Raw genomic sequence first — 24,106 nt, forward strand, 5'->3', positions numbered from 1 at the left:
GGCAAGCAGTCAATAAAACAACAACATTGTGCTTTTTTGTGTTTTGTACAACATACAATCAAACCATCAGTATTGACAATTTGACATTTTTTTGATGATCAAATTTTATCAAACCTTTTACCTTTTTCTCATCTCATTTAAGCAACAAAAAACCCACATTTTTCTGGAAATAAGTTTGCCATATCAGATGGCACATCGGCGATGAATTTAGTTGGCAGATTAGCATCGCCATGAGTAAACACCAATTGCCAAGCGTGCAAACACAGACGAGGTACAGCAGGAGCATCTTGGGTCAAGTATTTATCATCGCCCAATAGTGCATGACCGATACTTGCCATATGCACACGAATCTGATGAGTCCGCCCTGTCAGTGGCGACGCTTGCACCAAACTAACCGCCTGCCCATCAATCTCAAAGCGTGCCAAAATTTGAATGCGAGTCTGGCTGGGTTTGCCATCTTTATCCACTTTGACACGACGCTCTGAGCTTGGCAAAGTGTATTTTAACAACGGCTTATCAATGATTTGCGTATCTGCTTTAACATGGCCTGCCGCCAAACACAGATAACTTTTTTGAATACTTTTTTCACGAAAATTTTCTTGCAAGCTTTTTAAGGTGCTGCGTTTTTTAGCAATGAGCAACAGCCCTGAGGTGTCTTTATCAATGCGGTGAATGAGTTCAAGATATTTTTTGCCAGTTGCCACACGCATCGCTTCAATGACCCCAAAACTTTCGCCAGATCCACCATGCACCGCCATGCCACTTGGCTTATTAAGCACAATCAAACCCTCATCTTCAAAAATGATACGATTTAACAATGAGTTGGCAAAACCCTCGCTGATCACAGGCTCCTCACGCACCGACAGACGCACAGGCGCAACACGCACCACATCTCCTACTGCCAAACGATCGTGAGGCTTGCAGCGTTTTTTATTGATACGAATTTCATCATCTCGAATGAGTTTATAAAGGTGCGAACGAGGCAATCCTTTAAGCCTTGCCAGCAAAAAATTATCAATACGCTGACCATCTTGGTTAGGTGTTACCGTGATAAAATTAACCCGACTAAAATCACTGATGGCATCATCAGCACTTTGAATTTTTTGGACCAATTTTGATGTTGATTTGCGTACACTTTGCATTTTATTGGTCGTATTTTTGGTGAATTGGCGTTTTTTTTGCATAATTTTAGTAAAAATTGTTAAAAATAGAAAATTTTTGGTAGGAAAATGACTGAAATTTTGGTATAGTTTAGCATGTTGCACGCAAAAAGGCGAAATTCTCAATCAAAAACGCCTTTTTACCAAATCTTTAAATCAATTTTATGAAATATCGGTCACAGATGGCTTGATTTTATAACTGCACAGAGCAGCGTATCGGTCTGACACACCGCATTGATTTATATGGCAACCCAACAAATTTTTTGGCAGTAAATGCCACAACATCCGTTTGAGATACACAAAAAGATTATCAATATGAATGTAAGAATTTTGCCAAGTTTTAAGCTGATTTGCAAAGTTCTACACAATGAAATTTTTATTAATTTTTGTGGTTAATTTTGGCTCATTGGCACAAGACAAACTCTGCCTTTGAAAGAAGACAAGCCCAAAATACCACTTGCAACCTTGGTGCAGGCAACGGTTGTGGCTGTGTTGTGCAATCAACACAGCTAAGCATATTAAGAATTTTTTATACCACCTGTTGCTATGTGAGGGTGGTTAAATTTGACAAATAAAATGAGTCAATGGTTGACCAGCTTATCTTGTGAGTCACTCATAAGATAGATACACCATCTTTATAATAATCTTTTAATCACCTAAGAAATGTCAAATCCAAAAAACATCTCTTAGGCCATCATCAAACGGTGTTGCCAAACTTTACTTGGACAATCCAAGTCAATTTTAGTTAAGGAACACCATGAAACGCATTCTTATCAACGCCACACACAACGAAGAAGTTCGTGTTGCACTGTGCAAAGACAATCACCTATACGACTTTGACCTAGAAAATCGCACTCGTGAACAAAAAAAAGCCAACATTTACAAAGGCCATATCACTCGTGTTGAGCCATCGCTAGAAGCGGCTTTTGTTGAATATGGCTCAGTACGACAAGGTTTTTTGCCCTTGCGTGAAATCGCTCCAGAATACTTGCATGGTAATGCACGAGAAGATAACATTAGACAGCTTTTAAAAGAAGGCGATGAAGTTATTGTACAAGTTGAAAAAGAAGAAAGAGGCAACAAGGGTGCGGCATTATCAACTTATATCTCACTGGCTGGTCGCTATCTTGTCTTAATGCCAAATAACGCCAAAGCTGGCGGTATTAGCCGTCAAATATCTGGCAAAGTCCGTGAAGAGATGAAGCAAATCATCGCAAGCCTATCCATTCCAAAAGGCATGAGCGTCATTGTACGCACAGCAGGTCTTGGTAAAGGCTTTGAGGATTTGCAAAACGATTTGAACCATCTGTTAGACATTTGGACATCTATCCTAGATCAAAACAAAAAGCGTCCCAGCCCATGTTTGGTACATCAAGAAGCTGGCGTGGTAACTCGTGCGGTGCGTGACTATCTGCGTGATGACATTAGCGAAGTGTGGATTGACAGCGAAAACGCCTATAACGAAGCGGCGAATTTTATCGCTGCGGTCATGCCAACTCAGCTTGATAAATTACGCAAATACACCGAATATGAGCCAATGTTTGCACGCTTTGGCATTGAACGCCAGATTGAAACAGCCTATCAAAGAGAGGTACGCTTACCGTCTGGTGGCTCTATTGTGATTGACCAAACTGAGGCAATGGTCGCCATTGACATCAACTCATCAAGATCTACCAAGGGCTCTGATGTCTCTGAAACTGCCTACCACACCAATCTAGAAGCGGCTGACGAAATTGCACGACAGCTACGCCTAAGAGACATGGGGGGGTTGATTGTCATTGATTTTATTGATATGGCAGATGCTCGCCATCAAAAAGATGTGGAGAAACGCCTCATTGAAGCAACTCGCCACGACCGTGCTCGTGTGCAGTTTGCCGAAATTTCTAAATTTGGTTTGATGGAGATGAGTCGTCAGCGTCTGCGTCCTTCATTAGAAGAATCCACAGGCTATATCTGCCCTCGTTGTCATGGCAATGGCATGATTCGTGATTTACGCTCGCTTTCTTTATCCATCATGCGTCAAATTGAACAAATTGCCCTAAAAGAACGCATGGGCGAGATCCAAGCTGAGGTACCAACTGAAATCGCTGCATTCTTACTGAATGAAAAACGCGAAAGTCTTGTGTATTTAGAGCAAGACAGTGGCACACGCATCACCGTCTTGCCACACGCCCACTTAGAGAGCCCAAATTTCAGCCTGCACTTCAACCCAGATGGCTTTGCACCATCAAGCTATGAACGCATCGCTCACGCCGAAGAAGAAGAAATGGGCGACCGTGGTTATGATACCAACTGGCACACCGAAAATGAACAGGTTGAAAATAAAGGCAAAGACACGCCAAATCGCTGGCAAAAAGCCAATACCGCCAACGAAAAGCGTGAAAAAGCCATTGAAAAACAAGCGGTCGCAGAAGTCAAAGCTGAGCCACAAGTTGCTGCTTGGTTATCCAATTTATTTGCACCAAAGCCACAGGCACAGCTTGCAGGCAGTCTGAACAACTCAAATGCAGCCGCCGCCATTGAATCCATCATCAATGCAGGCGGTGTCAGCCTTGGTGCAAGTGGCACAGCAAACCTTGTCCTACACACAAACAACACAAAAGACAGCAGTAACAATGAAGGCAGCGATCGTAGCGGCAATGACAATCGCCCAGCAAGAACAGCAAACACTAAGGCCGAGCGAAACGCTCGTGAAGACAACCAAGAACGACGCAATAAGAAAAAAGTAAAAAAAGAAGTTGTTATTGAAGAAGCAAAAGAAAAGGCAGACAAAAAACCAAAAAAAGAAGAATCAAGCCATCCTAAACGCGAATCAGGCTCTCGCCGTGATTCTCGTGGTGAGATTTTGCGTGGTGAGACACTGAGCATTGACAACATCAGACCCAACCATAAAGCTGATGAAAGAGCCAAGCAAGCCCATAAAGAATCATCGGTTACAAACACGCCAAACGAAGTTGTGGTGAATGTTACACCGATGATTAAGGAAGAAAAGACAGGCGAAACCATACACATTTCGCTAGATGGTAGCAAGCCTGATGTCGTCAAGGCAGACAAACCCAACAAAACAATCAACGCACAATCAGATCTGACTACACCTGATGCAAAAATCCAAACTACTGATGAAGTGATTAATGCTGCTGACACGCTTAGCATCACGCCAGCACATAATCAAGACAATACCACTCCTACTGTTGCGGAGGTCAGCGCATCCGTTATAGCCACTGACAATGCCCAGCAGGCAGAGATGGGCAAGATGGAGGAGCAATTTGCAGACCAAGCTAGCAACCAGACCATCGCACCCAATTCACGCCTGATTGAACTGGCTCGTCAAATGAATAAAGCAGTCAATGACCCTAGAGTCGTCATTGCCAATGAAAGTAAACCAAATGCTGTCTTTGGTACAGCTGGCGAATTCATTGAGCGTGTACTTGGCACGGATAAAGGTGATGATTTTGTGCAAAATTTCATCAATGCTTGCACCAAAAATCAGGTCTCTGTTGCTGAATTTAATTTTTCTAATTATGGGTATGCACCATTGGCCACTACATACCTAGCAGCATTTGACAAAAAAACCAGCGTCGCATCACGCATCAGTGCTCCGCAAGGCAAAACCAAAGCCCCAGCATTACGCATTACTCGCCGAGCCACCAACGACCCACGAGGTCAGCACCCAGACTTTGTTGAGGCAGGCAATGAGTCAGATGCAACAGTGAACACAACCAAACAAAACACAAATCAGGACGAAACATTGCCCAAAAAGACGGTGGGTTTATCGGTTGGTTTGGCAGTTGATGAATCAAAAGTTGATACCAGCAAATCTGCTTCTTCAACCAAGCAGATGGACGCCACATCTGATGAACAAGCACAGGTAGCAGACAACAGCAACGACGCCAAACAGAGCAAAGCTGATGAGGCAAACACGGCAAAATCCAAAGAAAAGCCAGAAGAAACCCTCATTGAGCAAATCAAAGATGGTTTGGAGTCTGCCATTGATGCTCTTGGCGACACCATTGGCGACTTATTCAATGAGACTAATGAGACCGACAAAGCAACCAAAGCAAATGAAACTGATGAAGTCTCTACCACCGACCAAAAGGCGTCAAGCAAGGCACCTGCTGATGTAGCCGACTCATCAGTAACGCCAGATGCCAGTAGCTCTGAAGACAACAAAAAGTCTAAAAAGCGTACCAACAGTTATAAGGACATGATTGAAAATGTCGCAGGTCAGCTACTGCCCCAAGTAGGCATTTTAAACCTAGCACAACCAAAACCTGCCAAGACACGCATCAAAAAGACTGCAAGCAAAAGCGGTAATAAGCCAAAGTCTGAAGTGCGTAAGGCGGGTGAAAAAATTTCAAAAAGCAAATTAAAAAAAGACCCCAATGAAAGCGACACCAACAAATAGTCTGGCTTAACAAATACAAAGCATTTGTTATTTTAATGCCTATTTTTCAAATGACTTTATAAAAAAATGTCTGATTTAATACAAAAAACCCAAGCCATATTGGTCTTGGGTTTTTTGTATTTTTTGGTAGATAATCACGCTTCGGTGACTGGAATTTTACCAATTTTAGCTTGCCAAATTTTTGGTGCAGTGGCATGTACCGACACACCATTACTGTCAACCGCCACGGTAACTGGCATATCCTTCACCTCAAATTCATAAATCGCCTCCATGCCAAGCTCAGCAAATGCGACCACTTTGGCCTCTTTGATTGCCTTAGAGACCAAATAAGCTGAACCACCCACTGCCATCAGATAGACCGCCTTATTATCAGCAATGGCTTCGCACGCCACTTTACCACGCTCAGACTTACCAATCATGCCAAGCAGACCTGTTTGTTCTAGCATTTGCCGAGTAAATTTGTCCATACGAGTGGCGGTAGTTGGGCCTGCTGGACCGACCACTTCATCACGCACAGGATCCACAGGGCCGACATAGTAGATCAGCTTATTGGTAAAGTCAACAGGCAACTTTTCACCATTATTTAACATATCTATCATTTTTTTGTGAGCGGCATCTCGTCCTGTATAGATTTTACCGTTTAAAAGCAATACATCGCCTGTTCTCCAAGTTGCCACCTCATCTTTGGTTAGGTTATTGACATCAACCCTCTTGCCATTTTCAGGATTATAAGTAATGTCAGGATATACCGATAAATCAGGTGGTGTTAAAACAGCTGCTCCACTGCCATCTAGTTCAAAATGAATGTGGCGAGTGGCTGCACAGTTGGGAATCATTGCCACAGGCTTAGAGGCCGCATGAGTTGGGTAGTCCAAGATTTTAACATCTAGCACAGTTGTTAATCCACCCAAACCCTGTGCACCAATACCCAATGCGTTCACTTTTTCAAAAATCTCTAAACGCAATTTTTCAGTGGTTGATAAATCCGCACCCTCTTCTGCTTTTTGTTTTAGCTTATGAATATCAATATGACTCATCAGGCTTTCTTTGGCCAAAAGTGTGGCTTTTTCTGGCGTACCTCCGATGCCAATACCAAGAATGCCTGGTGGACACCAGCCTGCACCCATTGTTGGCACAGTTTTAACCACCCAATCCACAATGTCATCAGATGGATTGAGCATGGAAAGTTTAGATTTATTCTCACTACCGCCCCCTTTGGCGGCACAGGTTACATCTACGGTATCGCCTGCAACCACCTCCATGTGAATCACCGCTGGGGTATTGTCCTTAGTATTTACTCGTCTGCCAGCAGGGTCAGCAAGAACACTGGCACGCAAGGTGTTATCAGGGTGATTATAAGCACGGCGAACACCTTCATTGACCATCTCAGTAACACTCATGGTAGCATCCCATTTAACATTCATGCCAATTTTTAGGAACACGGTGGCAATGCCTGTATCTTGGCAAATAGGGCGATGTCCTTCGGCACACATACGACTATTAACCAAAATCTGGGTCATGGCATCTTTGGCAGCGGGATTTTCCTCACGCTCTAAGGCATCAACAAGTGCAGTGATGTAATCGGTAGGGTGATAATAGCTGATATATTGGAAGGCATCGGCAATAGAGGCAATAAAGTCTTCTTGTTTGATGACGGTCATGATTATTCCTTTTGGCTGGTTGTAAACAATCCAACCTATTCAAAACAATACCTTCAAACTTACTTGCCGCACTACCTGTACAATTTCGTTCGTTTGTCTTGTTTTAAATTGGCTAAATTGGCAACTGGCTGATAAATTAATACAAAAAAGCTCTGTCATTGTAGCATAAAATGACAGAGCTTTAAAACATTTAACCACGCTCAAATCAGCTCAAAACCTATAAAATCTGCCTAAGTGCATCAAGCAAACGCTGATTTTGTGCATTTGTGCCTACCGTAATTCGTAAATAATCCTGAATGCGTCGTGCGTCCCAATGCCTCACGATGATGCCCCGCTCACGCAATTTTTCAAAAACATCTTTAGCAGAAAGCATGGCATGATTTGGCTTGACAAATAAGAAATTTGCCGATGATGGCAACACATCAAAACCAAGATTTTGCAAAGACTTGGCTAATTTTTCACGCAGTTTAATCACCGCTTGGCGTTTTTCTTCAAAATACTCATCATCTAAAATACTGGCCATCGCCCCTGCCTGTGCCACTTTATCCAAAGGATAGCTATTAAAGCTATTTTTATAGGTTGATAATGCGGCAATCAAATTGGCATTGGCAAATGCCGCACCCACACGCAAACCTGCCAATGAACGAGATTTTGAAAAAGTCTGTGTTACCACAATGTTGTCAAACTCACCAATCAAGCTGACCGCCGAGGCACTGCCAACATCGTCAGCATAGTCAATATACGCCTCATCAATAACAATAACAGCATTAGGATGTTCATCAGCAAGCTTACGAATACCATCAATTGGCAATAACACACCCGTTGGGGCATTTGGATTTGGCAAAATCACACCGCCACACGGAATGCGATAATCATCAGGATCAATGCTAAAATCATCTTTTAGGGCGATGGTCTGCACATTCACATCAAAGGTCTGTGCGTAAACAGGATAAAATCCATAACTGACATCAGGCATCAGTAGCGGACGCTCTTTGACAAAAAAACAAGCAAAAATAAACGCCAATACTTCATCAGAGCCATTCCCCACAAAGACCTGTTCACGACTTAGCCCGTGATAATCTGCCAAAACCTGACAAAGCTCGTCTGACTCAGACTGAGGATACAGTCTGAGTGCATGGCCATCGTCAGCAAGCACCGATTGCATGGCCAAGATTGCCTTTGGGCTTGGCGGAAATGGGTTTTCGTTGGTGTTTAATTTACACAAGTTATCCATTTTTGGCTGTTCGCCTGCCACATAAGGGGTTAGCCTGCGGACCTTACCACTCCAAAGCCTTGTGTCAATACTCATATTTTATCCTAATTTGACTGTCTTATTTAATAAGTATTTGATTGATGTTATTGTAAATCCACCACATCATGACGATAGCGTGCCGACAAGGCATGTGCATTTAGGTCTTCTTGCACCGCCAATATGTCTGCAGTTTTTGCTAGTGGCTTTGAGCCATCTGCCGTACAATAAATGATCGATGTTTTTTTGGTGAAATCATACACGCCAAGTGGTGAGCTAAATCGTGCTGTGCCTGATGTTGGTAAAACATGATTTGACCCTGCACAGTAGTCGCCAATGGCTTCTGGTGTATGGCGACCTAAAAAAATCGCCCCCGCATGACGAATAAGCCTCTCAACTTCCTGTGGCTTATCCAATGACAACTCCAAATGCTCTGGGGCAACTTGGTTAATCACCGCGACCCCTTCATCTCGGTCTTTGACCAAGATTAACGCCCCACGAGCAGACAAAGCTTGCCGTGCAATGTCGGCTTTTGGCAATCTTTTCAACGCTTTATCCAACGCATTTTTGACATCATTGAGCTGTTTGGCACAAGTGGTAACAAAAATCGCCTGTGCCACCGTATCATGCTCGGCTTGACTCAATAAATCCATCGCCAGCCAATCAGCATCATCGTTTTTTTCACCCTCAGCATAGACCAACACCTCTGATGGGCCTGCAATCATATCAATACCTACCTGACCAAAAACAGCTCGCTTAGCAGCGGCAACAAATTTATTGCCTGGGCCTGTAATTTTATCTACTTTGTCAATACGCTTTGTGCCGTACGCCAATGCTGCCACCGCCTGAGCACCGCCAATTGTAATGACATTATCCACGCCCGCCAAGTATGCCGCCGCCAAGACAAGCGGATTTAGCCTGCCATTTGGTGCAGGAACAACCATCGTAATCACGCCCACGCCTGCAACTTTGGCTGGAATGGCATTCATCAATACACTAGAAGGATAACTCGCCAAACCACCTGGTACATAAATGCCTACACGATCAAGAGGTGTCACTTTTTGCCCCAATGTATTCCCCAAAGCATCAGTGAATAAAAACCCTGCTTCTTTTTGATGTTCATGAAAATCAAAAATACGCTGGGCGGAAAATTCTAGGGCAGTTTTAATCTCATCTGTCAAACCATCAAAAGCCGATTTTAGCTCATCAAAGCTGATAAATAATTCATCAATACTGTCAGCTGGATGTGCATCAAAGCGTTTGGTCAATTCAAATACCGCCTCATCACCTTGGGTACGCACCTGAGCGATGATGTCATCAACTGTCTTAATCAATGCTTGATCAGTGATGGTTTCAAAAGCAAGCAACTTAGATAATTTTTCTTTAAAATCAATATCTTGACTATTTAATATGGCTAAATTTGGCATGATTTACCCCAAGATTAAGTATGGTTATTTTGGACAGCGTTTTGCAAAATATCCAAAATTGGTTGTAGCTGGCCAAACTTTCGCTTGTAGCTGACAGGGTTGGCAATCAGTCGTGATGAAACATGGCAAATCTCATCAAGTGGTTCAAGACCATTGGCACGCAAAGTATTGCCAGTATCCACCACATCAACAATCAAATCGCCCAAGCCCACCAGTGGTGCAAGCTCCATTGAGCCATACAGCTTGATGATATCCACCTGCTCACCTTTGCTGGCAAAGTATTCTCTGGCAACATTGGTGTATTTGGTGGCAATTCGCAAACGGCGAGACGGTAAGACAGCCCCTTTAATGCCTGCGGTCATCAAGCGACATTTGGCAATATTTAGATCAATAAGCTCATAGACATTGGCATCATATTCCATCAGCACATCTTTGCCAGATACGCCAATATCTGCCGCTCCATGCTCAACATAGGTTGGCACATCAGAAGCACGCAACAATAAAAATCGCACATTAGGATCATTACTTTCAAAGATCAGTTTGCGTGATTTATCCATATCATCTATCGGATGAATGCCAGCCTCCCGAAATAAAGGTAGGGTTTCGTCCAAAATCCGCCCTTTGGACAGGGCAATGGTTAAACCGTTAAAATCTGTCATCATCTCATCTTTTTCAAATTTTAAACTTATTAAATTTTATCTTATCAAAATAAGACGCACCGCCAACAGGCAGTGCGTTCAAATCAACCCTTGATGCGTTCAATATTCACACCAAGTGCTTTTAATTTATTTTCCACATCATCATAGCCCCTATCAATGTGATAGATGCGATCAATGATACTCTCACCCTCGGCACACGCTGCCGCCATGACAAGCGACATAGATGCACGCAGGTCTGTCGCCATCACAGGTGCAGGGGTAAATGTCTCTACACCTGTGATAATGGCGGTATGCCCATCAATACGAATATTTGCCCCCATGCGATTAAGCTCTGGCACATGCATGAAACGATTTTCAAAAATACTTTCAATCACTGTACTTGTGCCTTTTGCCAAACAACACACCGCCATCAATTGAGCTTGCATGTCGGTTGGAAATCCAGGGTGAACTTGTGTGCGAATATCCACCGCCTTTGGGCGACCTTTCATCACTGCACGAATCCAGTCATCGCCTGTGGTGATGCTCGCACCCATCGCCTCAAATTTTTTCAAGACAGGGTGTAAAAATTCTGCTGATGTATTTTTAGTTAATACATCACCCTCACTCATCAAAGCACCTGCCAAATATGAGCCAGTCTCAATACGATCAGCAATCACGCCATACTCACAACCATGCAGACTCGCCACACCTTCGATAATCATCGTAGGCGTACCGATGCCACTGATTTTTGCACCCATGGCGACCAGCATATTTGCCAAATCAACCACTTCAGGCTCACAAGCACAGTTTTCTAGGCGGGTCGTACCTTTGGCAAGTGATGCTGCCATGATGACATTTTCTGTACCGCCGACCGTTACCATATCAAAAGCAAAGTTACAGCCAATCAAGCGTCCACCAGCAGGTGCCCTGGCTTTGACATAACCATTTTCCACAACAATGCTTGCACCCAATGCCTCAAAAGCCTTTAAATGCTGGTCCACAGGGCGAGAGCCAATAGAGCACCCGCCAGGCAACGACACCTCTGCCTCACCAAAGCGAGCAAGTAGCGGTCCTAACACCAAAATAGAAGCACGCATGGTGCGTACCAACTCATAAGGGGCATAATAGCTGGTAACAGAGCGTGCATCTGCAATGACGGTATTGCCTTGTTTTTTGATACTAACGCCAGTGCCTGCAATGAGCTTGATAAGCGTTTCGGTGTCTTTTAGGGTTGGCACATTATGCAGGACGGTTTCATCATTTGGCAAAAGCATCGCAGCAAGCAATGGCAATGCTGCATTTTTTGAGCCAGAGATAGTAACCTCGCCAGCAATGCGACTTTTGCCAATGATTTTAAATTTATCCATGATAAATCCTATTTTATTTATCTGTCAGCTATTGATCTATCAGCCTTGTTTGGTTTGATATTCAGCAGGTGTCAAGGCATGAATGGTCAAAGCGTGCATTTCTCCACTTTGAATGCGTGGATTGACGATGGCATAAACGCTCTGCTGGCGTTGCACAAGGCGTTTGCCATGAAAGCATTCATCAACAATTAACACCTCAAATTTATTACCTTGATTTACCGCTTGAATTTCAGCATCTGGGAAATGTGGGCGTAGCAATTTAATCAAATCATCAGCATTCATGGTTTTTTCCAAGTATTTAAAAATTAAAAAAGCAGTTTATTATAGCAAAAGTTGTACTTTTTATACCCAGATTTATGGCATTTTTGTTAAAATTTTTCATGCCCAAGCAACTTTGAGCAATAGATCAAGCAATATTGGTCAAAAAGCTGGGGTACTTGACGCATTTTTAAAAATAATTTGCGATTAGGTTTTAACAACTGCCATCAACGGATACAAGTTAAGGCGTGCTTGTGCCTTGATATAGTTGCACATAATCACTGGTCGCCTTGCCTTTGGGTGCATAGACAGGAGCACTGTTGGTTGGGGCATTAGTACTTGCATTTGGAATATAGATTTCTTGCAAGGCATACGAAGTCGTCTGCTTATTACCACCATGGGTTGCACCGTTTGGTGCATTTTTTACAGCATTTACAGTAACAGCACTGGCTGATGTATTGGCATTGGTCATACCGACATCAGCTGTACTAGAGCTTATCATGCCAGTGTTTGGCACATTGTCATTACCGACCAAAGTTGTCAAAGTAACCGCCGATGCCATGCCTGCGGTTTGTTGCACTGCTTGTAATATGTAATCTTGCTGCATGGCTGTCATATAGCCCATAATGTACGCTGTGCGATCACGAACAATAATTTTATATTGCGATGCCTTGATGCCATGATTGGTAATAAGGCGTGCGTTAATCTTAGATTTTAGATAGCTTTCATGCACCGTATGACTTTGGCTTTTTGGCGTATCAGTAACAGTTAAGTAGTTGTACACCACTGCCACATCTCTCATTGATTTTAGCATGGCTTCAATATCGGCCTTGACGGCTTGACTTGGCACTTCGCCTGTTACCAAAACTTCACGGCGAAAGCTATCTAATGCAATACGCACCGTACTTTCACTCACCCCATTGATGTGTAATAGATTCTTGCGAGCAGTAAATTCAATACTTTCATCAATAATACGCTCAGGCAAGCTACGACCCAACTCATAGGAACCAAAATTTTGATTGGCATCACCACTTATGGTCAGCGTACTACACCCTGTCAGTGCCATCATCGCACCAAACACAGTAATAGATATTAACTTTTTCATAACTTCCACCTTTTTTAAGCTTCTTTTTTTTAGGTTTTTAGTTCAAACTTTTTGGTTGTCAGTTTTTTGGTCCAAAATGGCTGGCACGCCACTTTATCATTCCACCAAAAACGCCGCTTTTAGCCAGTAACTCATGCTGTTTTGTCCATTTTTTCCATACTCATCAAAGGCAATGACATCAAAACGACAGTCATGCTTAATAAACTCTACATGGTTTTGTAAAAAATGATTCGCAGCTGCGATGATTTTGCTTTGCTTAGCAGGGGTGATACTCTCAATTGCACTGGCAAATTGATGATACTGACCATGCCTCCTAACACGCACCTCAATAAATACAAGCGTTTTTACCAACCTTCCAAGTCGGTTGGTCTTGCATTCCTCAGCAATGATATCAATCTCGCCCAATCTTGGCACATTGTAATTACGCATAATGATGGCCAGTCCGCCATCTTGCACCATTTGGCAAGCACGGTTCTCATAGGCATTGCCAACACGCTTTGCACTCTGGTGCATTTAGCGTTCACGCACAACAACGCTTTTGGCAAGTTTATCATGCCAGCTTTGTTTTTTCTTATCAAACGCCGCCCAAATATAGCCCAAGCCAAACACCAAAGACGATAAAATATAGCCAAAATATCGAACAAGTGATTGCCCAACAGTCAGATAATTACCCGTTTTATCATCTAACACTTTTAGACCAAAAAGCATTTTGCCAGGCGTTGCCCCTTTTTTTAACCAAAACCAAATGGTCATCACAATTGGTAAAACCCAAGTAACCAGCACATTAACAACACCAAAAGAATGCTCATCACTAGAAAAATAGGCATCACCATAAGTCAGATACAAAATTGGTAAAACAACAAGCAAAAACAGCACGCCGTCCACAAGATGTGCGGCAAAACGCACCCAAAAACCTGCGTATTCATACACAATATTATTGCGTGCAGGGTGGTCAACATGATAAAAATCGTTATTCATGACTCATACCTTACAAAAAAAATTTGGCCCTTAGCATAGCAAAGTTTTTAAATTTACGCCATTTTTTTGCATCAATAAACAAGATTTTTTTGTGATTTTTCTTTAAAATAGACAAAAAATTAACACGAGATTATCATGAAACTAAGAATTTTGAGCATCGGACATAAGATGCCTGCATGGGTGCAGTCTGGCATAGATGAGTATTTTAAACGCATTCAACCAATGATAAGTACCGAGATCATAGAACTTACACCTGCCAAACGCACCAAAAACCCATCGCCTGCCGACATTGAAAAATACAAACAGCAAGAAGGACAGGCCATCTTGAATGCTCGCCACCCAAAAGAACAACTCTGGGTGCTAGAAATCAAAGGAAAAATGCTGTGTACCGAGCACTTGGCAGACAAATTGAGCATGGCAATGACCGATGGTGCAGATATCGCTCTTGTCATTGGTGGTGCTGATGGGGTATCAACAGAAGTGTTGGCAGCTGCAAATTTTAAATGGTCGTTGTCCAATTTGACTTTGCCACATCCTCTTGTGCGTGTGATTTTGGTTGAACAGCTTTACCGAGCAATGAGTATCATCAACAACCACCCTTATCATCGTGGCGGTTGATTTGAACCAAAATAAAGGCTGTGTTGTGCTAACAGCACCCAAACACACCAAAAACAAATCTCAATCAACTTTGGATAAATCCAGCTTGGCATCTAAACGATACACCAAAAATGTACCAGCGACTGTCAAAATAGTCGCCGTAATGCCAAGTTTTGACACAGGATTGACATCAAATATGCTTAGTATTAATCCACCAAAAATCCCCACCGAAAACTGCAATGCACCTTGCATTGCTGCCGCCATGCCTGCGCGCTTTTTTTGAAAAGCCAGTGCAATCGCTCCTGCATTCGGCTGTGTAAAGCCAAGCCCTGCAATACAGACAAAAATCGCCACAAAAACCAACACAAAATTTGCCCCGCCACCAAATATCAGCCCAAGCATTAACAGGCATATTGCTGAAATGACTTGCATCAGTGCCCCAAAACGAAGCAACTGCACCAAACGAAATTTTTTGGTCAAAAACTGATTAACCTGAGTCAGTGCAATGAAACCAAAGGCATTTGTCCCAAAAGCAATTGCAAATTCTCTCTCAGACAGCCCATAATTTTCCATAAAGAGTATACTAGCAATTGATAAATAAATAAAAAACGAACCTTGTAGCAGACCTGCTGCCACCGCAGGAATGGTAAAAGTGCTGTCTTTTAACAAATCCACATAGCCAATAAAAGTCTCGCTCACAGGACGAGTATTGCGATTTTCTGGCAGTAAAGTTTCTTTTAAAAACAACTTGGTTAAAATAACAATCAGCACGCCATAAGCTGCCAAAAACCAAAATAGCACATGCCAATCAAAAACCTGCAAAATCATCGCTCCAAGCGTTGGTGCCAAAATAGGTGCAACCCCCATAACCAGCACCATCAAGCTAAACGCACGAGCCGACTGAATGGGGTTGAGTGTATCACGAATGGTCGCACGCGTTACCACACCTGTTACGCACGCCCCTAGTGCCTGTATGGTACGAGCCACAAACAACACCCATTCATCATTAGTCATGGCACAAATCACAGATGCGGTAATAAAAATCGTCATACCAATGTACATTGGCTTGACACGCCCAACTCTGTCGGAAAATGGACCATAAAACAGCTGACCAAATACCAGTCCGATAAAATAAGCAGGCACAGAGCGAGCCACATTGGTGGTGCTCACACCAAATTCCTCTGCCATACTTGGCAAAGCAGGCAAATACATATCAATCGCCAGCGGACCTATGGCAATCATCACACCCATGATAAGCACCCACAGTGTTGGGAAGGGCTTTTCTTGCACAATTTGGTTTGGACTATTATTCATCATTTGCCTATGTCTATGGTTTATTCATTGTTAATTTTAGCTTTAACAGCTGGTATTTTTTGATTTGCGTTATTCTAGCATAACTGCCACACATCATGTGTTTTGATATGATATAAAATTAAACCCATGCAAAACATGGGTTTAATTCATTGATTAGCGATGGATTTAACGCAGCTTTAAGGTCATCAAACCCAAAACAACAAGTATGATACAAACGATATAAAATCTTGCCACAACTTTGGTTTCTTTTAGCCCCTTCTCTTCAAAATGATGATGCAAAGGTGCCATTAAGAAAATGCGTTTTTTGCGAAGCTTATAAGAGCCAACTTGTAAAATTACCGACACCGCTTCAGCAACAAAAATCCCCCCCATAATCACAAAAGCAAGCTCCTGACGAGTCATCACTGCCATCGTCCCCAACATACCGCCCAAGGACAACGCCCCCACATCACCCATGAATACATCTGCTGGGGCAGCGTTATACCACAAAAACCCAAGCCCTGCACCAATGATGGACGCACAAACGATGATGACCTCAGCATTATAAGCAATATATGGCACATGCATATAGGCTGCATAATTTGGCGAGCCAGAGATGTATGCAAACACCCCCAAGCCCGCTGCCACAAGAACCACAGGTAAAATCACCAGTCCATCAAGCCCATCGGTTAAGTTAACAGCATTTGACGAGCCATTGATTGTAAAATAAGTCAAAATGATAAAGCCCAGCCCAAATGGAATCACCGACAAGGGAATGACCCAGCTTTTAAATATTGGCACCAGCAAATCTTGCATGGCAGCAGCGGTCACCGCATTTTGTTGCATGGCAATATAATACAATGAAATACCTACAAATAACGACCCTACCGATAGCCAAAAATATTTCTTTCGGGCAATCAAACCTTGTGGGTTTTTATGCTTAATTTTGAGCCAGTCATCTGCCCAGCCAACCGCTCCAAAAATCACCATCACCACCATCAAAATCCATACATAAGGATTGGATAGGTCCGCCCATGACAAAGTGGCAATGCCAATCGCTGCCAGAATAAGCACACCGCCCATTGTTGGCGTACCTTGCTTAACCAGATGCGTTTTTGGGCCATCATCACGCACTGCTTGACCATATTTTAAAGTACGAAGATAATTGATGACAGGCTTGCCTGCCCCAATCACAATCAAAAGTGCGGTAATGACCGCAAGCAGTGCTCGCAATGTCAAAGAAGAAATAGCGATGTCGCTATGTTGAAACAACCAATAAAGCATTATCAAACCCTTGTGGCATTCTCACTCATGCCGTTTTACTAAATTTTATTTCAAAATCAACTATTGATGGCCCATCAAATGCTCAATGAGCGTCTCCATTTTCATGCCACGAGAACCTTTAAATAATACGGCAGTCTTCGCCTCTTGTAGGCGTGATTTTAGGGCATTAAGCAGGTCCGACTTATCATTAAAATGCGTAGCAATCGCACGAATCTCGTTGGCACCACGCACCATTTGAGCCATGTGCGTACCCAGACCAAAAATCTCATCAACTGCAAGCACAGCCAAATCTTGACCCAGACGATGATGCTCATCATCTGCCACATCGCCCAATTCAAAAATATCGCCAAGCACCAAAATCTTGACCAAGTCCTCTTGCTCTAAGACTTTGGCAGCAGCTATCATGGAGGTTGGATTGGCATTATAGGTGTCGTCAATGAGCGTATGCTCGCCAAAAGCAATGCGTGTCAAACGACCTTTTGGTGGGGTTGCCTTTTCAAGACCCCTTACAATCAGATCAAGCGGTACGCCAAGTGCATAAGCACAAGTTGCAGCCGCCAAAGCATTGGCGACATTATGCTCACCGATGAATGGCAAAGATACAAGCAAGCTTTCAATTTCATCAATTTCAAGATTGGTATTTAGTGTAAATGTACTGCCAGCTGGCGTTATATCAATATCATCAGCAAACAAATCGCCCATCATTAGGACCGAGGTTACGCCCTGCTCAAAAAGTGTTTGTACATCTTCATCTGATAAATCGGCTTGCTCAATCGGTATTTTTGCCTCACCAAAGGTTAGAATCTGATCAGTAAACCCGCTGGCACTTTCACCCAAAAACTCAAAAAATTCATCGCCAAATGGCACAACTGCCACACCATCTGCCGTCAGCCCCGAATAGATTTCAGACTTAGCTTTGGCGATGTTTGTGCGTCCACCAAACTCGCCCAGATGTGCTGTACCAATATTTAGTACACATGCCACATCAGGACGCACAAGACCGCTGGTATAAGCAATTTCTCCCACATGATTTGCACCAAGCTCCATCACAGCAAAGCGATGCTCATCGGTGAGTTCTAAGAGCATCATTGGCACGCCCAAGTCATTATTTAGATTGCCACGAGTAATCAGTGTAGGGGCAATCAGACCCAAGATGCTACCAATCATCTCTTTGGTGGTGGTTTTGCCAGATGAACCTGTCAATGCCACCACCGTCAAATCATGGTGTTCATTGCGACGATACTGCCCCAAAAGCCCCAAGGCCTTTTTGGTATCACCCACAATAAGCTGTGGCAACTTGTTGTCCACTACTGTATCAACAATCACCGCCACCGCCCCTTTTTCTTGGGCGACATCAATAAAAGCATGTCCATCAAAATTATCACCTTTGATGGCAAGAAAAATATCGCCTTGCTTGATGATGCGTGTGTCGGTTGTAATTTTTACACTTTTTTTGTTAAATTCACCCTGCCAAGTGCCATTTGTGGCAGCTTGCAGATTGTCTTTGTGCCAAATATAAAGGCCATTTGTTGTCATGTCTTGCTCTTTTTTTTAGTTTTATATTGCCTTAAAAATACATACAAAGGCAGATTGTTTTATCATCTTATCAGTGATTATTTATTAAACTTAAGAATGGCCTTGCCGAGTACCGCCACATCATCAAAGTCATGACGCACACCGTCAATCTCTTGATAGGTCTCATGCCCTTTACCCAAAAGCACCACAATATCGTCCCCACTTGCCATCTTAACCGCTTGTTCGATGGCGGTTTTACGATCAGGCTCAATAATGGCCTTGTAATGCTCTTGACAAGTCAAGTCTGTTTGCATATCTTTTAAAATCTGATTTGGGTCTTCAGAGCGTGGATTGTCCGCAGTCAAAATGGCGACATCGGCGTGTGTTACGCCCATTTTTGCCATAATAGGACGCTTGGTTTTATCCCTGTCACCACCACAACCAAACACCGCAATCAATCTACCCATACAATGATTTCTAAGGTTTTTAAGCACTTGCTCGAGTGCGTCTGGTGTATGTGCATAATCCACGATGAACAAACCTGATTGCGATGGCACTCGCTGCATACGACCACGCGCACCTTGCAATCTGGCGACCAAATTTGGTAGGTTTTTACGCTGATTTGGATATAGTGCTAAAAAAGCCGCCACAGATGCCATGAGATTTTGTACATTAAACAAACCAAGCAATGGGCTGTTTAGCATGATTGATTCACCTTGTGAATCAAGGGTAATATTCACACCATTTAAGCTTGGAGTCATGGCACTGGCAAAATAATCCGCCTTATTGTCGGTTTGGCTGTATGTCAATAATTGATAATGACAAGAAAAATCATCGGTAAATAGCGAGTATTTAGCATCAGCATTGATGATACCGCACATCAGCGTACTAAAATATTCATCATCAAACAAGCGTGCCTTTGCTTTGGCATAATCAGCCATATCAGCATGATAATCTAAGTGGTCATGCGACAAATTGGTATAAACCGCCACCTGTACAGGCACGCCTTGTAAACGATGCTGGTGCAACCCATGACTGCTCGCCTCAATCGCCACCAATTCCACCCCATCGATTGCCATCTGATACAAAAACTCATGCACGGCCAGCACATCGCCTGTTGTATTAGACGACTGCACCAGATTATTTAGCTTGCCATTGCCTGCTGTACCCATAACAGCAGATGGCACTCCTGATAATTCAGCAAGCTGTGCGACAAGCTGGCTGACAGTTGTTTTGCCATTTGTACCAGTTACCGCAACAACAGCAGGCAGTTTGGCGGGTTTTTGTAGCTGAAATCTGGCGGCAATTAAATCGCCCAAATAATGACGAATGGTTGGCAAATGAATGATTGGTTTTTTAAAATTCGTCCAGTCTAGATGTTTAGGGTCAATTTGAGATAATACAAAAGCCACTTTGGTTTCAATGGATTTTAGGTAGCCATTAACACGCTCAAAATCATCTTGTTGCCCAACACTTGACAACAGCACAAACACATCGCCATGCTCAATCTTGCGACTATCAAGACAAAATCGCACAAAAGGCAAATTTGCCACACTTTGGACAGCATCATCAAGCATGGTTAAATTTAATTGAGCAAACAGCTCAGACAGCGTAATGGGCCTCATGGCAAATCCTTTCTAATAAACTAAGCTAATACAACTAAGACAGCGGTAAATCTTTGGCATTGACCTGCAATGGCTTGTCAAATGGTACATTGTACAAACGCAATGCCTCTTTCATGACATTGTGAAAAACTGGTGCAGCAACCACCCCTCCATAGTGCTGACGGCGTGGATCCTCTACCAAAATAGCCACCACAAAGCGTGGATTTGACGCAGGGGCAATGCCTGCAAAGGTTGTGCGATACTGATCGGTATAATAACCCCCTTCAGGCTTAGCTCGGCGACTTGTACCTGTCTTGCCCGCCACACGATAACCATTAATCGCCGCCGCACGAGCCGTACCACCCTGCTCAGTAACCAACTCCATCATCTTAACAATCGCTTCAGCATGGCGAGCTTCAATCACTTTGGTGGGTTCAGCACTTTCTTCACTTTTGACCAGACGCAAAGGATGCATTTGACCATAACTAGCAAGACCGGCATAGGCTTGGGCGACCTGAGCCAGCGTAACACTTTGCCCATAACCGTAGCTTAAAGTTGCACGGCGTGTTGTGTCTTTTTCGCCATTTGGATTTTTGACACTGCCAGATGCTTCTGCTGGAAAATTAAGTGCTGTTTTTTTTCCAAAACCAAAACGACGCTGAATATCGGCAATATCATTAGCCCCAAGGCTCAGTGCAATCTTAGCAGATGCAACATTGCTTGATTTTTGAATGAGTTTGGCCAGTGTGATGGAGCCATAATTACTGCTATCACGAATGGTATAGCCACCAACATACATACTGCCTGGGGCGGTATCAATGAGTGAATTGACCGAATACTTACCAGATTCTAGTGCTGCTGCCACCGTAAACGGCTTCATGATAGAGCCTGGTTCAAATGTGTCTAATACAGGGCGATTGCGTTCGTTTGCCCCCGTCCGTTCAGCAAGATTATTTGAGTTAAAAGATGGCCAAGACCCAAGTGCTAACACATCACCAGTCAAAACATCCACCACAATACCTGAACTAGAACGAGCTGATTGTATCCGTCCCACCTGTTCAAGTTCTTTGTATAAAACATACTGCAAACGAGAATCAATGGTCAGCTGAATGTCTTGACCTGCAACTTGTGGCTTAATTTCTTTGAGCTCTTTAATCACGGATCGGTGTGCATCTTTTAGAATTAACACCTGCCCTTTTTCACCTGCCAATTGTTTTTCATATTTGGCCTCGATGCCTGCACGCCCTACATAACCGCCATTTTTTTCATCATTTGACTGTGCCATATAGCCCAAAATCTGTGCATTCGGCTCGGCTTGTAAATAGTATCTTTGAAAAAATTTCTCCTCACTCACACCAGCAAATTTAAGTTGCATTAACGGTTCAACCAACTCAGGTGGTGCTTTTGATAATAAAATTATCCGCCTTGAACCTGCACCTTTTGGCAAGACCGCATTAACCGCCGATTCGTCTGTGACATCAACCGCAGTATCAATCGCTACGGCTTTTTGTAGCTTATCCAAGGGAAAGTTTGCCATGCCAGACAGCTTCACCAAGTCCATTTCTTTGAGCTGCTTTAAGGCCTCGTCCCTTTTTTTTTGGTCTGGTGAGGTTTTGATGATTTTATCAAGATCATAATACTTTAACGCATAGTCATAGGGGCTAAACACCACCGTTGATAACGGAGCATTTGCCGCCAATGGTGCACCTGCGGTATCGGTAATCATGCCACGATAGACAGGCATAGCACGCTTGGCAGTGATGAGCTGATCGCCTTTTTCAATCAAAAATGGTGAATTGATGACCTGCAAATAAAAGGCTCGAGCAAACAGTAATAAAAAACTCATCGCCATCACCACCCAAACCGCACGATATCGCCCAACATCATGCATGCCACCGAGCATCGTAACTTGGCGACGACGCTTTGCTAAGCCCATTTTGTCCAAAAGCCATGAACCAAAATTTCTTTTTTGCTCTTCTTGATGATGCTTGGCAGGATTGGCTTTATTTTGGGTGGGTTTTTTGCGAAGTGGCGGAGTAACTTTGGACGACGCACCTTGCTTTTGGTTTGTTTTTTTCATCATTCGCCTGCCTGCTTAGCTTGTGTTGACTGTATACTGGCACTTGAGCTGATAATACGGCGACTGTCTCCTACAGGAAAAAACATACCCAATTCGCTGACTGCACGGCGGGCAATCTGCGGTGTGGCACTAAAAGTTTGTTGCTCAATAAGTAGGCGTTGTTTTTCAACTTGCATGGCTGTCAATTCTTCTTTAAGTTGTTGCAGTTGCCGATAGACTTCATGATGTGCTTGTGTTTGCTTGGCAATACCAACCCCTGTCCACATAATCGCCACAAAAAGCACCATCAAAATCAAACGGTACAACCCCACCATGCTGACCGAATCATCAGCGTGGGCGTCAGACGAAATTAAATGAGCGTGCTTGTCAATCATGGTGTCTATGTCTTTATGTCTTAGGTTATGAGTAAAAAACTGCTAAAAATACAAAATTCATCAAAAATGACGACATGCCACATCTGTGCGTACTGCCCCTCGCAACCACGCACTTCTAGCACGAGGGTTAGCGTCAACTTCCGCATCAGATGGTGCAACTCGCCATGGCTTACAAAAATATTTGGCACGCTGGGGTGGTATGGGGAGCTTATCATCATCTTCCCAACGGCCACGGCTGTGATTATTTAAAAACCGCTTAATGCGTCTGTCCTCTAATGAATGAAAGCTGATCACTGCCAAACGCCCACCCACCTTTAACGCTGTCAAACTTTGATTCAAAAAATCATCCACATCGCCAAGCTCATTATTAATAAAAATCCGCATAGCCTGAAAGCTTTGTGTGGCTGGGTGCTTGCCTTTTTGCCAAGCTGGGTGTGCCTGCTTGATGACCTCCGCCAAAGCAAGAGTGGAATCATAATTTTCCATCGCTTTAATCGCACGAGCAATTTTACGGCTATGACGCTCTTCACCATACTCATAAAGCACATCTGCCAAAGTATCTACATCTACATAAGACAGCCATGCTGAGACAGGCTCTCCACGGGTGGTATCCATACGCATATCCACCCTGCCATCTCGCATGAAGCTAAAACCACGACTGCCATCATCAAGCTGCGGACTTGATACCCCCAAATCCGCCATCAAACCATCAACCTCTGCGATGTTCAATTGATGCAGTTGCTCGTTTAAGCTGGCAAAACTATCATGAATGACAGTAACACGCCTGTCTGTTCTTGCCAATTCATTCGCTACTTGTATGGCTTGTATGTCCTTGTCAAAGACAATCAGCCGTGCATCCTTGCTAAGATACTCAAGCAACAGACGACTATGACCACCACGCCCAAAAGTTGCATCTACATACACACCATCAAACACCCCTTTTTGCGTCTTTGACAATACTTTAACACCAAGTATCATCGCTACCGTTTCATTTAATAAAACCGTCTGGTGCGTAAATTCAAAACTGCTCATGCTTGGTACTCGTGATGACTTGATGAAGTGATAAAACGGCGAACTGGTGGGGTTTTAATTTTTATACGATTGGTAAATT

The 24,106-nt window shown here is 43.3% G+C and carries 19 protein-coding genes; 2 read left to right on the forward strand and 17 right to left on the reverse strand.

The features are described from left to right. Positions 1-137: 137 nt before the first annotated feature. Positions 138-1,142: an RluA family pseudouridine synthase gene (locus tag U9670_RS05260; RefSeq protein WP_323841126.1), complete on the reverse strand. Its 1,005-nt coding sequence runs from the start codon at positions 1,140-1,142 to the stop codon at positions 138-140. 775 nt (positions 1,143-1,917) lie between these two features. On the opposite strand from U9670_RS05260, the gene U9670_RS05265 reads away from it, so the two are divergent. Beyond that, the gene (locus tag U9670_RS05265; RefSeq protein WP_323841125.1) at positions 1,918-5,565 is read left to right on the forward strand and encodes an Rne/Rng family ribonuclease; all 3,648 of its coding nucleotides are present in this window, start codon (positions 1,918-1,920) and stop codon (positions 5,563-5,565) included. Between the two features lie 134 nt (positions 5,566-5,699). Here U9670_RS05265 and U9670_RS05270 read toward each other — a convergent pair whose 3' ends face one another. The 9 genes from U9670_RS05270 to U9670_RS05310 all read right to left on the reverse strand — a co-directional run bounded on the left by U9670_RS05270 (position 5,700) and on the right by U9670_RS05310 (position 14,248). Continuing rightward, complete coding sequence (locus tag U9670_RS05270) at positions 5,700-7,229, reverse strand: fumarate hydratase (RefSeq protein ID WP_501993683.1); 1,530 nt, start codon at positions 7,227-7,229, stop codon at positions 5,700-5,702. Positions 7,230-7,443: 214 nt separating this feature from the next. Continuing rightward, positions 7,444-8,535 (reverse strand): histidinol-phosphate transaminase, encoded by a 1,092-nt coding sequence (gene hisC, locus U9670_RS05275; protein ID WP_323841123.1) that lies wholly within the window; start codon positions 8,533-8,535, stop codon positions 7,444-7,446. 47 nt (positions 8,536-8,582) lie between these two features. Next, on the reverse strand, positions 8,583-9,902 hold the full coding sequence (gene hisD, locus U9670_RS05280) for a histidinol dehydrogenase (RefSeq protein ID WP_323841122.1): 1,320 nt from the start codon (positions 9,900-9,902) through the stop codon (positions 8,583-8,585). Between the two features lie 14 nt (positions 9,903-9,916). Then, positions 9,917-10,564, reverse strand: coding sequence for an ATP phosphoribosyltransferase (gene hisG, locus U9670_RS05285; RefSeq protein WP_416381487.1), 648 nt, complete (start codon positions 10,562-10,564; stop codon positions 9,917-9,919). Positions 10,565-10,644: 80 nt separating this feature from the next. Then, positions 10,645-11,907, reverse strand: coding sequence for a UDP-N-acetylglucosamine 1-carboxyvinyltransferase (murA, locus tag U9670_RS05290; protein ID WP_323841120.1), 1,263 nt, complete (start codon positions 11,905-11,907; stop codon positions 10,645-10,647). Between the two features lie 39 nt (positions 11,908-11,946). After that, positions 11,947-12,189, reverse strand: coding sequence for a BolA family protein (locus U9670_RS05295; protein ID WP_323841119.1), 243 nt, complete (start codon positions 12,187-12,189; stop codon positions 11,947-11,949). Positions 12,190-12,406: 217 nt separating this feature from the next. Beyond that, on the reverse strand, positions 12,407-13,270 hold the full coding sequence (locus U9670_RS05300) for a BON domain-containing protein (RefSeq protein ID WP_323841118.1): 864 nt from the start codon (positions 13,268-13,270) through the stop codon (positions 12,407-12,409). A gap of 96 nt (positions 13,271-13,366) precedes the next feature. Continuing rightward, complete coding sequence (locus tag U9670_RS05305; RefSeq protein ID WP_323841117.1) at positions 13,367-13,783, reverse strand: YraN family protein; 417 nt, start codon at positions 13,781-13,783, stop codon at positions 13,367-13,369. Beyond that, the gene (locus tag U9670_RS05310) at positions 13,784-14,248 is read right to left on the reverse strand and encodes an RDD family protein (protein ID WP_323841116.1); all 465 of its coding nucleotides are present in this window, start codon (positions 14,246-14,248) and stop codon (positions 13,784-13,786) included. It abuts the gene before it with no gap. Between the two features lie 135 nt (positions 14,249-14,383). Between U9670_RS05310 and rlmH the strand changes: the two genes are divergently transcribed. After that, positions 14,384-14,866: a 23S rRNA (pseudouridine(1915)-N(3))-methyltransferase RlmH gene (rlmH, locus tag U9670_RS05315; RefSeq protein ID WP_323841115.1), complete on the forward strand. Its 483-nt coding sequence runs from the start codon at positions 14,384-14,386 to the stop codon at positions 14,864-14,866. A 60-nt stretch (positions 14,867-14,926) separates the two neighbouring features. Here the strand turns inward: rlmH and U9670_RS05320 are convergent, their stop codons facing one another. From U9670_RS05320 to rsmH, 7 genes are all read right to left on the reverse strand, one after another. Beyond that, entirely contained in the window at positions 14,927-16,159 is a 1,233-nt protein-coding gene (locus U9670_RS05320) for a multidrug effflux MFS transporter (protein WP_323841114.1), read from the reverse strand. A gap of 165 nt (positions 16,160-16,324) precedes the next feature. Continuing rightward, entirely contained in the window at positions 16,325-17,422 is a 1,098-nt protein-coding gene (mraY, locus tag U9670_RS05325) for a phospho-N-acetylmuramoyl-pentapeptide-transferase (protein ID WP_323841113.1), read from the reverse strand. Positions 17,423-17,482: 60 nt separating this feature from the next. Continuing rightward, positions 17,483-18,958 (reverse strand): UDP-N-acetylmuramoyl-tripeptide--D-alanyl-D-alanine ligase, encoded by a 1,476-nt coding sequence (locus tag U9670_RS05330; protein WP_323841112.1) that lies wholly within the window; start codon positions 18,956-18,958, stop codon positions 17,483-17,485. A 77-nt stretch (positions 18,959-19,035) separates the two neighbouring features. Next, positions 19,036-20,562: a UDP-N-acetylmuramoyl-L-alanyl-D-glutamate--2,6-diaminopimelate ligase gene (locus tag U9670_RS05335; protein ID WP_323841111.1), complete on the reverse strand. Its 1,527-nt coding sequence runs from the start codon at positions 20,560-20,562 to the stop codon at positions 19,036-19,038. A 34-nt stretch (positions 20,563-20,596) separates the two neighbouring features. Beyond that, a complete protein-coding gene (locus U9670_RS05340) occupies positions 20,597-22,624 on the reverse strand; it encodes a peptidoglycan D,D-transpeptidase FtsI family protein (protein ID WP_416381488.1) in 2,028 nt (675 codons plus the stop codon). Continuing rightward, positions 22,621-22,995 (reverse strand): cell division protein FtsL, encoded by a 375-nt coding sequence (gene ftsL, locus U9670_RS05345; protein WP_323841109.1) that lies wholly within the window; start codon positions 22,993-22,995, stop codon positions 22,621-22,623. Before ftsL ends, U9670_RS05340 begins: the two co-directional genes overlap by 4 nt. A 60-nt stretch (positions 22,996-23,055) precedes the next feature. Further along, positions 23,056-24,027: a 16S rRNA (cytosine(1402)-N(4))-methyltransferase RsmH gene (rsmH, locus tag U9670_RS05350; RefSeq protein WP_323841108.1), complete on the reverse strand. Its 972-nt coding sequence runs from the start codon at positions 24,025-24,027 to the stop codon at positions 23,056-23,058. Positions 24,028-24,106: the final 79 nt, after the last annotated feature.

The organism is Moraxella tarda (assembly GCF_035181405.1).
Taxonomy (GTDB): Bacteria; Pseudomonadota; Gammaproteobacteria; order Pseudomonadales; family Moraxellaceae; genus Moraxella.

Bases quoted from the DNA above. Each gene is read 5' to 3' on its own strand.
- U9670_RS05260 (WP_323841126.1), bottom strand. From the start codon at position 1,142: ATGCAAAGTGTACGCAAATCAACATCAAAATTGGTCCAAAAAATTCAA.
- U9670_RS05265 (WP_323841125.1), top strand. From the start codon at position 1,918: ATGAAACGCATTCTTATCAACGCCACACACAACGAAGAAGTTCGTGTT.
- hisC (WP_323841123.1), bottom strand. From the start codon at position 8,535: ATGAGTATTGACACAAGGCTTTGGAGTGGTAAGGTCCGCAGGCTAACC.
- hisD (WP_323841122.1), bottom strand. From the start codon at position 9,902: ATGCCAAATTTAGCCATATTAAATAGTCAAGATATTGATTTTAAAGAA.
- hisG (WP_416381487.1), bottom strand. From the start codon at position 10,564: ATGATGACAGATTTTAACGGTTTAACCATTGCCCTGTCCAAAGGGCGG.
- murA (WP_323841120.1), bottom strand. From the start codon at position 11,907: ATGGATAAATTTAAAATCATTGGCAAAAGTCGCATTGCTGGCGAGGTT.
- U9670_RS05295 (WP_323841119.1), bottom strand. From the start codon at position 12,189: ATGAATGCTGATGATTTGATTAAATTGCTACGCCCACATTTCCCAGAT.
- U9670_RS05300 (WP_323841118.1), bottom strand. From the start codon at position 13,270: ATGAAAAAGTTAATATCTATTACTGTGTTTGGTGCGATGATGGCACTG.
- U9670_RS05305 (WP_323841117.1), bottom strand. From the start codon at position 13,783: ATGCACCAGAGTGCAAAGCGTGTTGGCAATGCCTATGAGAACCGTGCT.
- U9670_RS05310 (WP_323841116.1), bottom strand. From the start codon at position 14,248: ATGAATAACGATTTTTATCATGTTGACCACCCTGCACGCAATAATATT.
- rlmH (WP_323841115.1), top strand. From the start codon at position 14,384: ATGAAACTAAGAATTTTGAGCATCGGACATAAGATGCCTGCATGGGTG.
- U9670_RS05320 (WP_323841114.1), bottom strand. From the start codon at position 16,159: ATGAATAATAGTCCAAACCAAATTGTGCAAGAAAAGCCCTTCCCAACA.
- mraY (WP_323841113.1), bottom strand. From the start codon at position 17,422: ATGCTTTATTGGTTGTTTCAACATAGCGACATCGCTATTTCTTCTTTG.
- U9670_RS05330 (WP_323841112.1), bottom strand. From the start codon at position 18,958: ATGACAACAAATGGCCTTTATATTTGGCACAAAGACAATCTGCAAGCT.
- U9670_RS05335 (WP_323841111.1), bottom strand. From the start codon at position 20,562: ATGAGGCCCATTACGCTGTCTGAGCTGTTTGCTCAATTAAATTTAACC.
- U9670_RS05340 (WP_416381488.1), bottom strand. From the start codon at position 22,624: ATGATGAAAAAAACAAACCAAAAGCAAGGTGCGTCGTCCAAAGTTACT.
- ftsL (WP_323841109.1), bottom strand. From the start codon at position 22,995: ATGATTGACAAGCACGCTCATTTAATTTCGTCTGACGCCCACGCTGAT.
- rsmH (WP_323841108.1), bottom strand. From the start codon at position 24,027: ATGAGCAGTTTTGAATTTACGCACCAGACGGTTTTATTAAATGAAACG.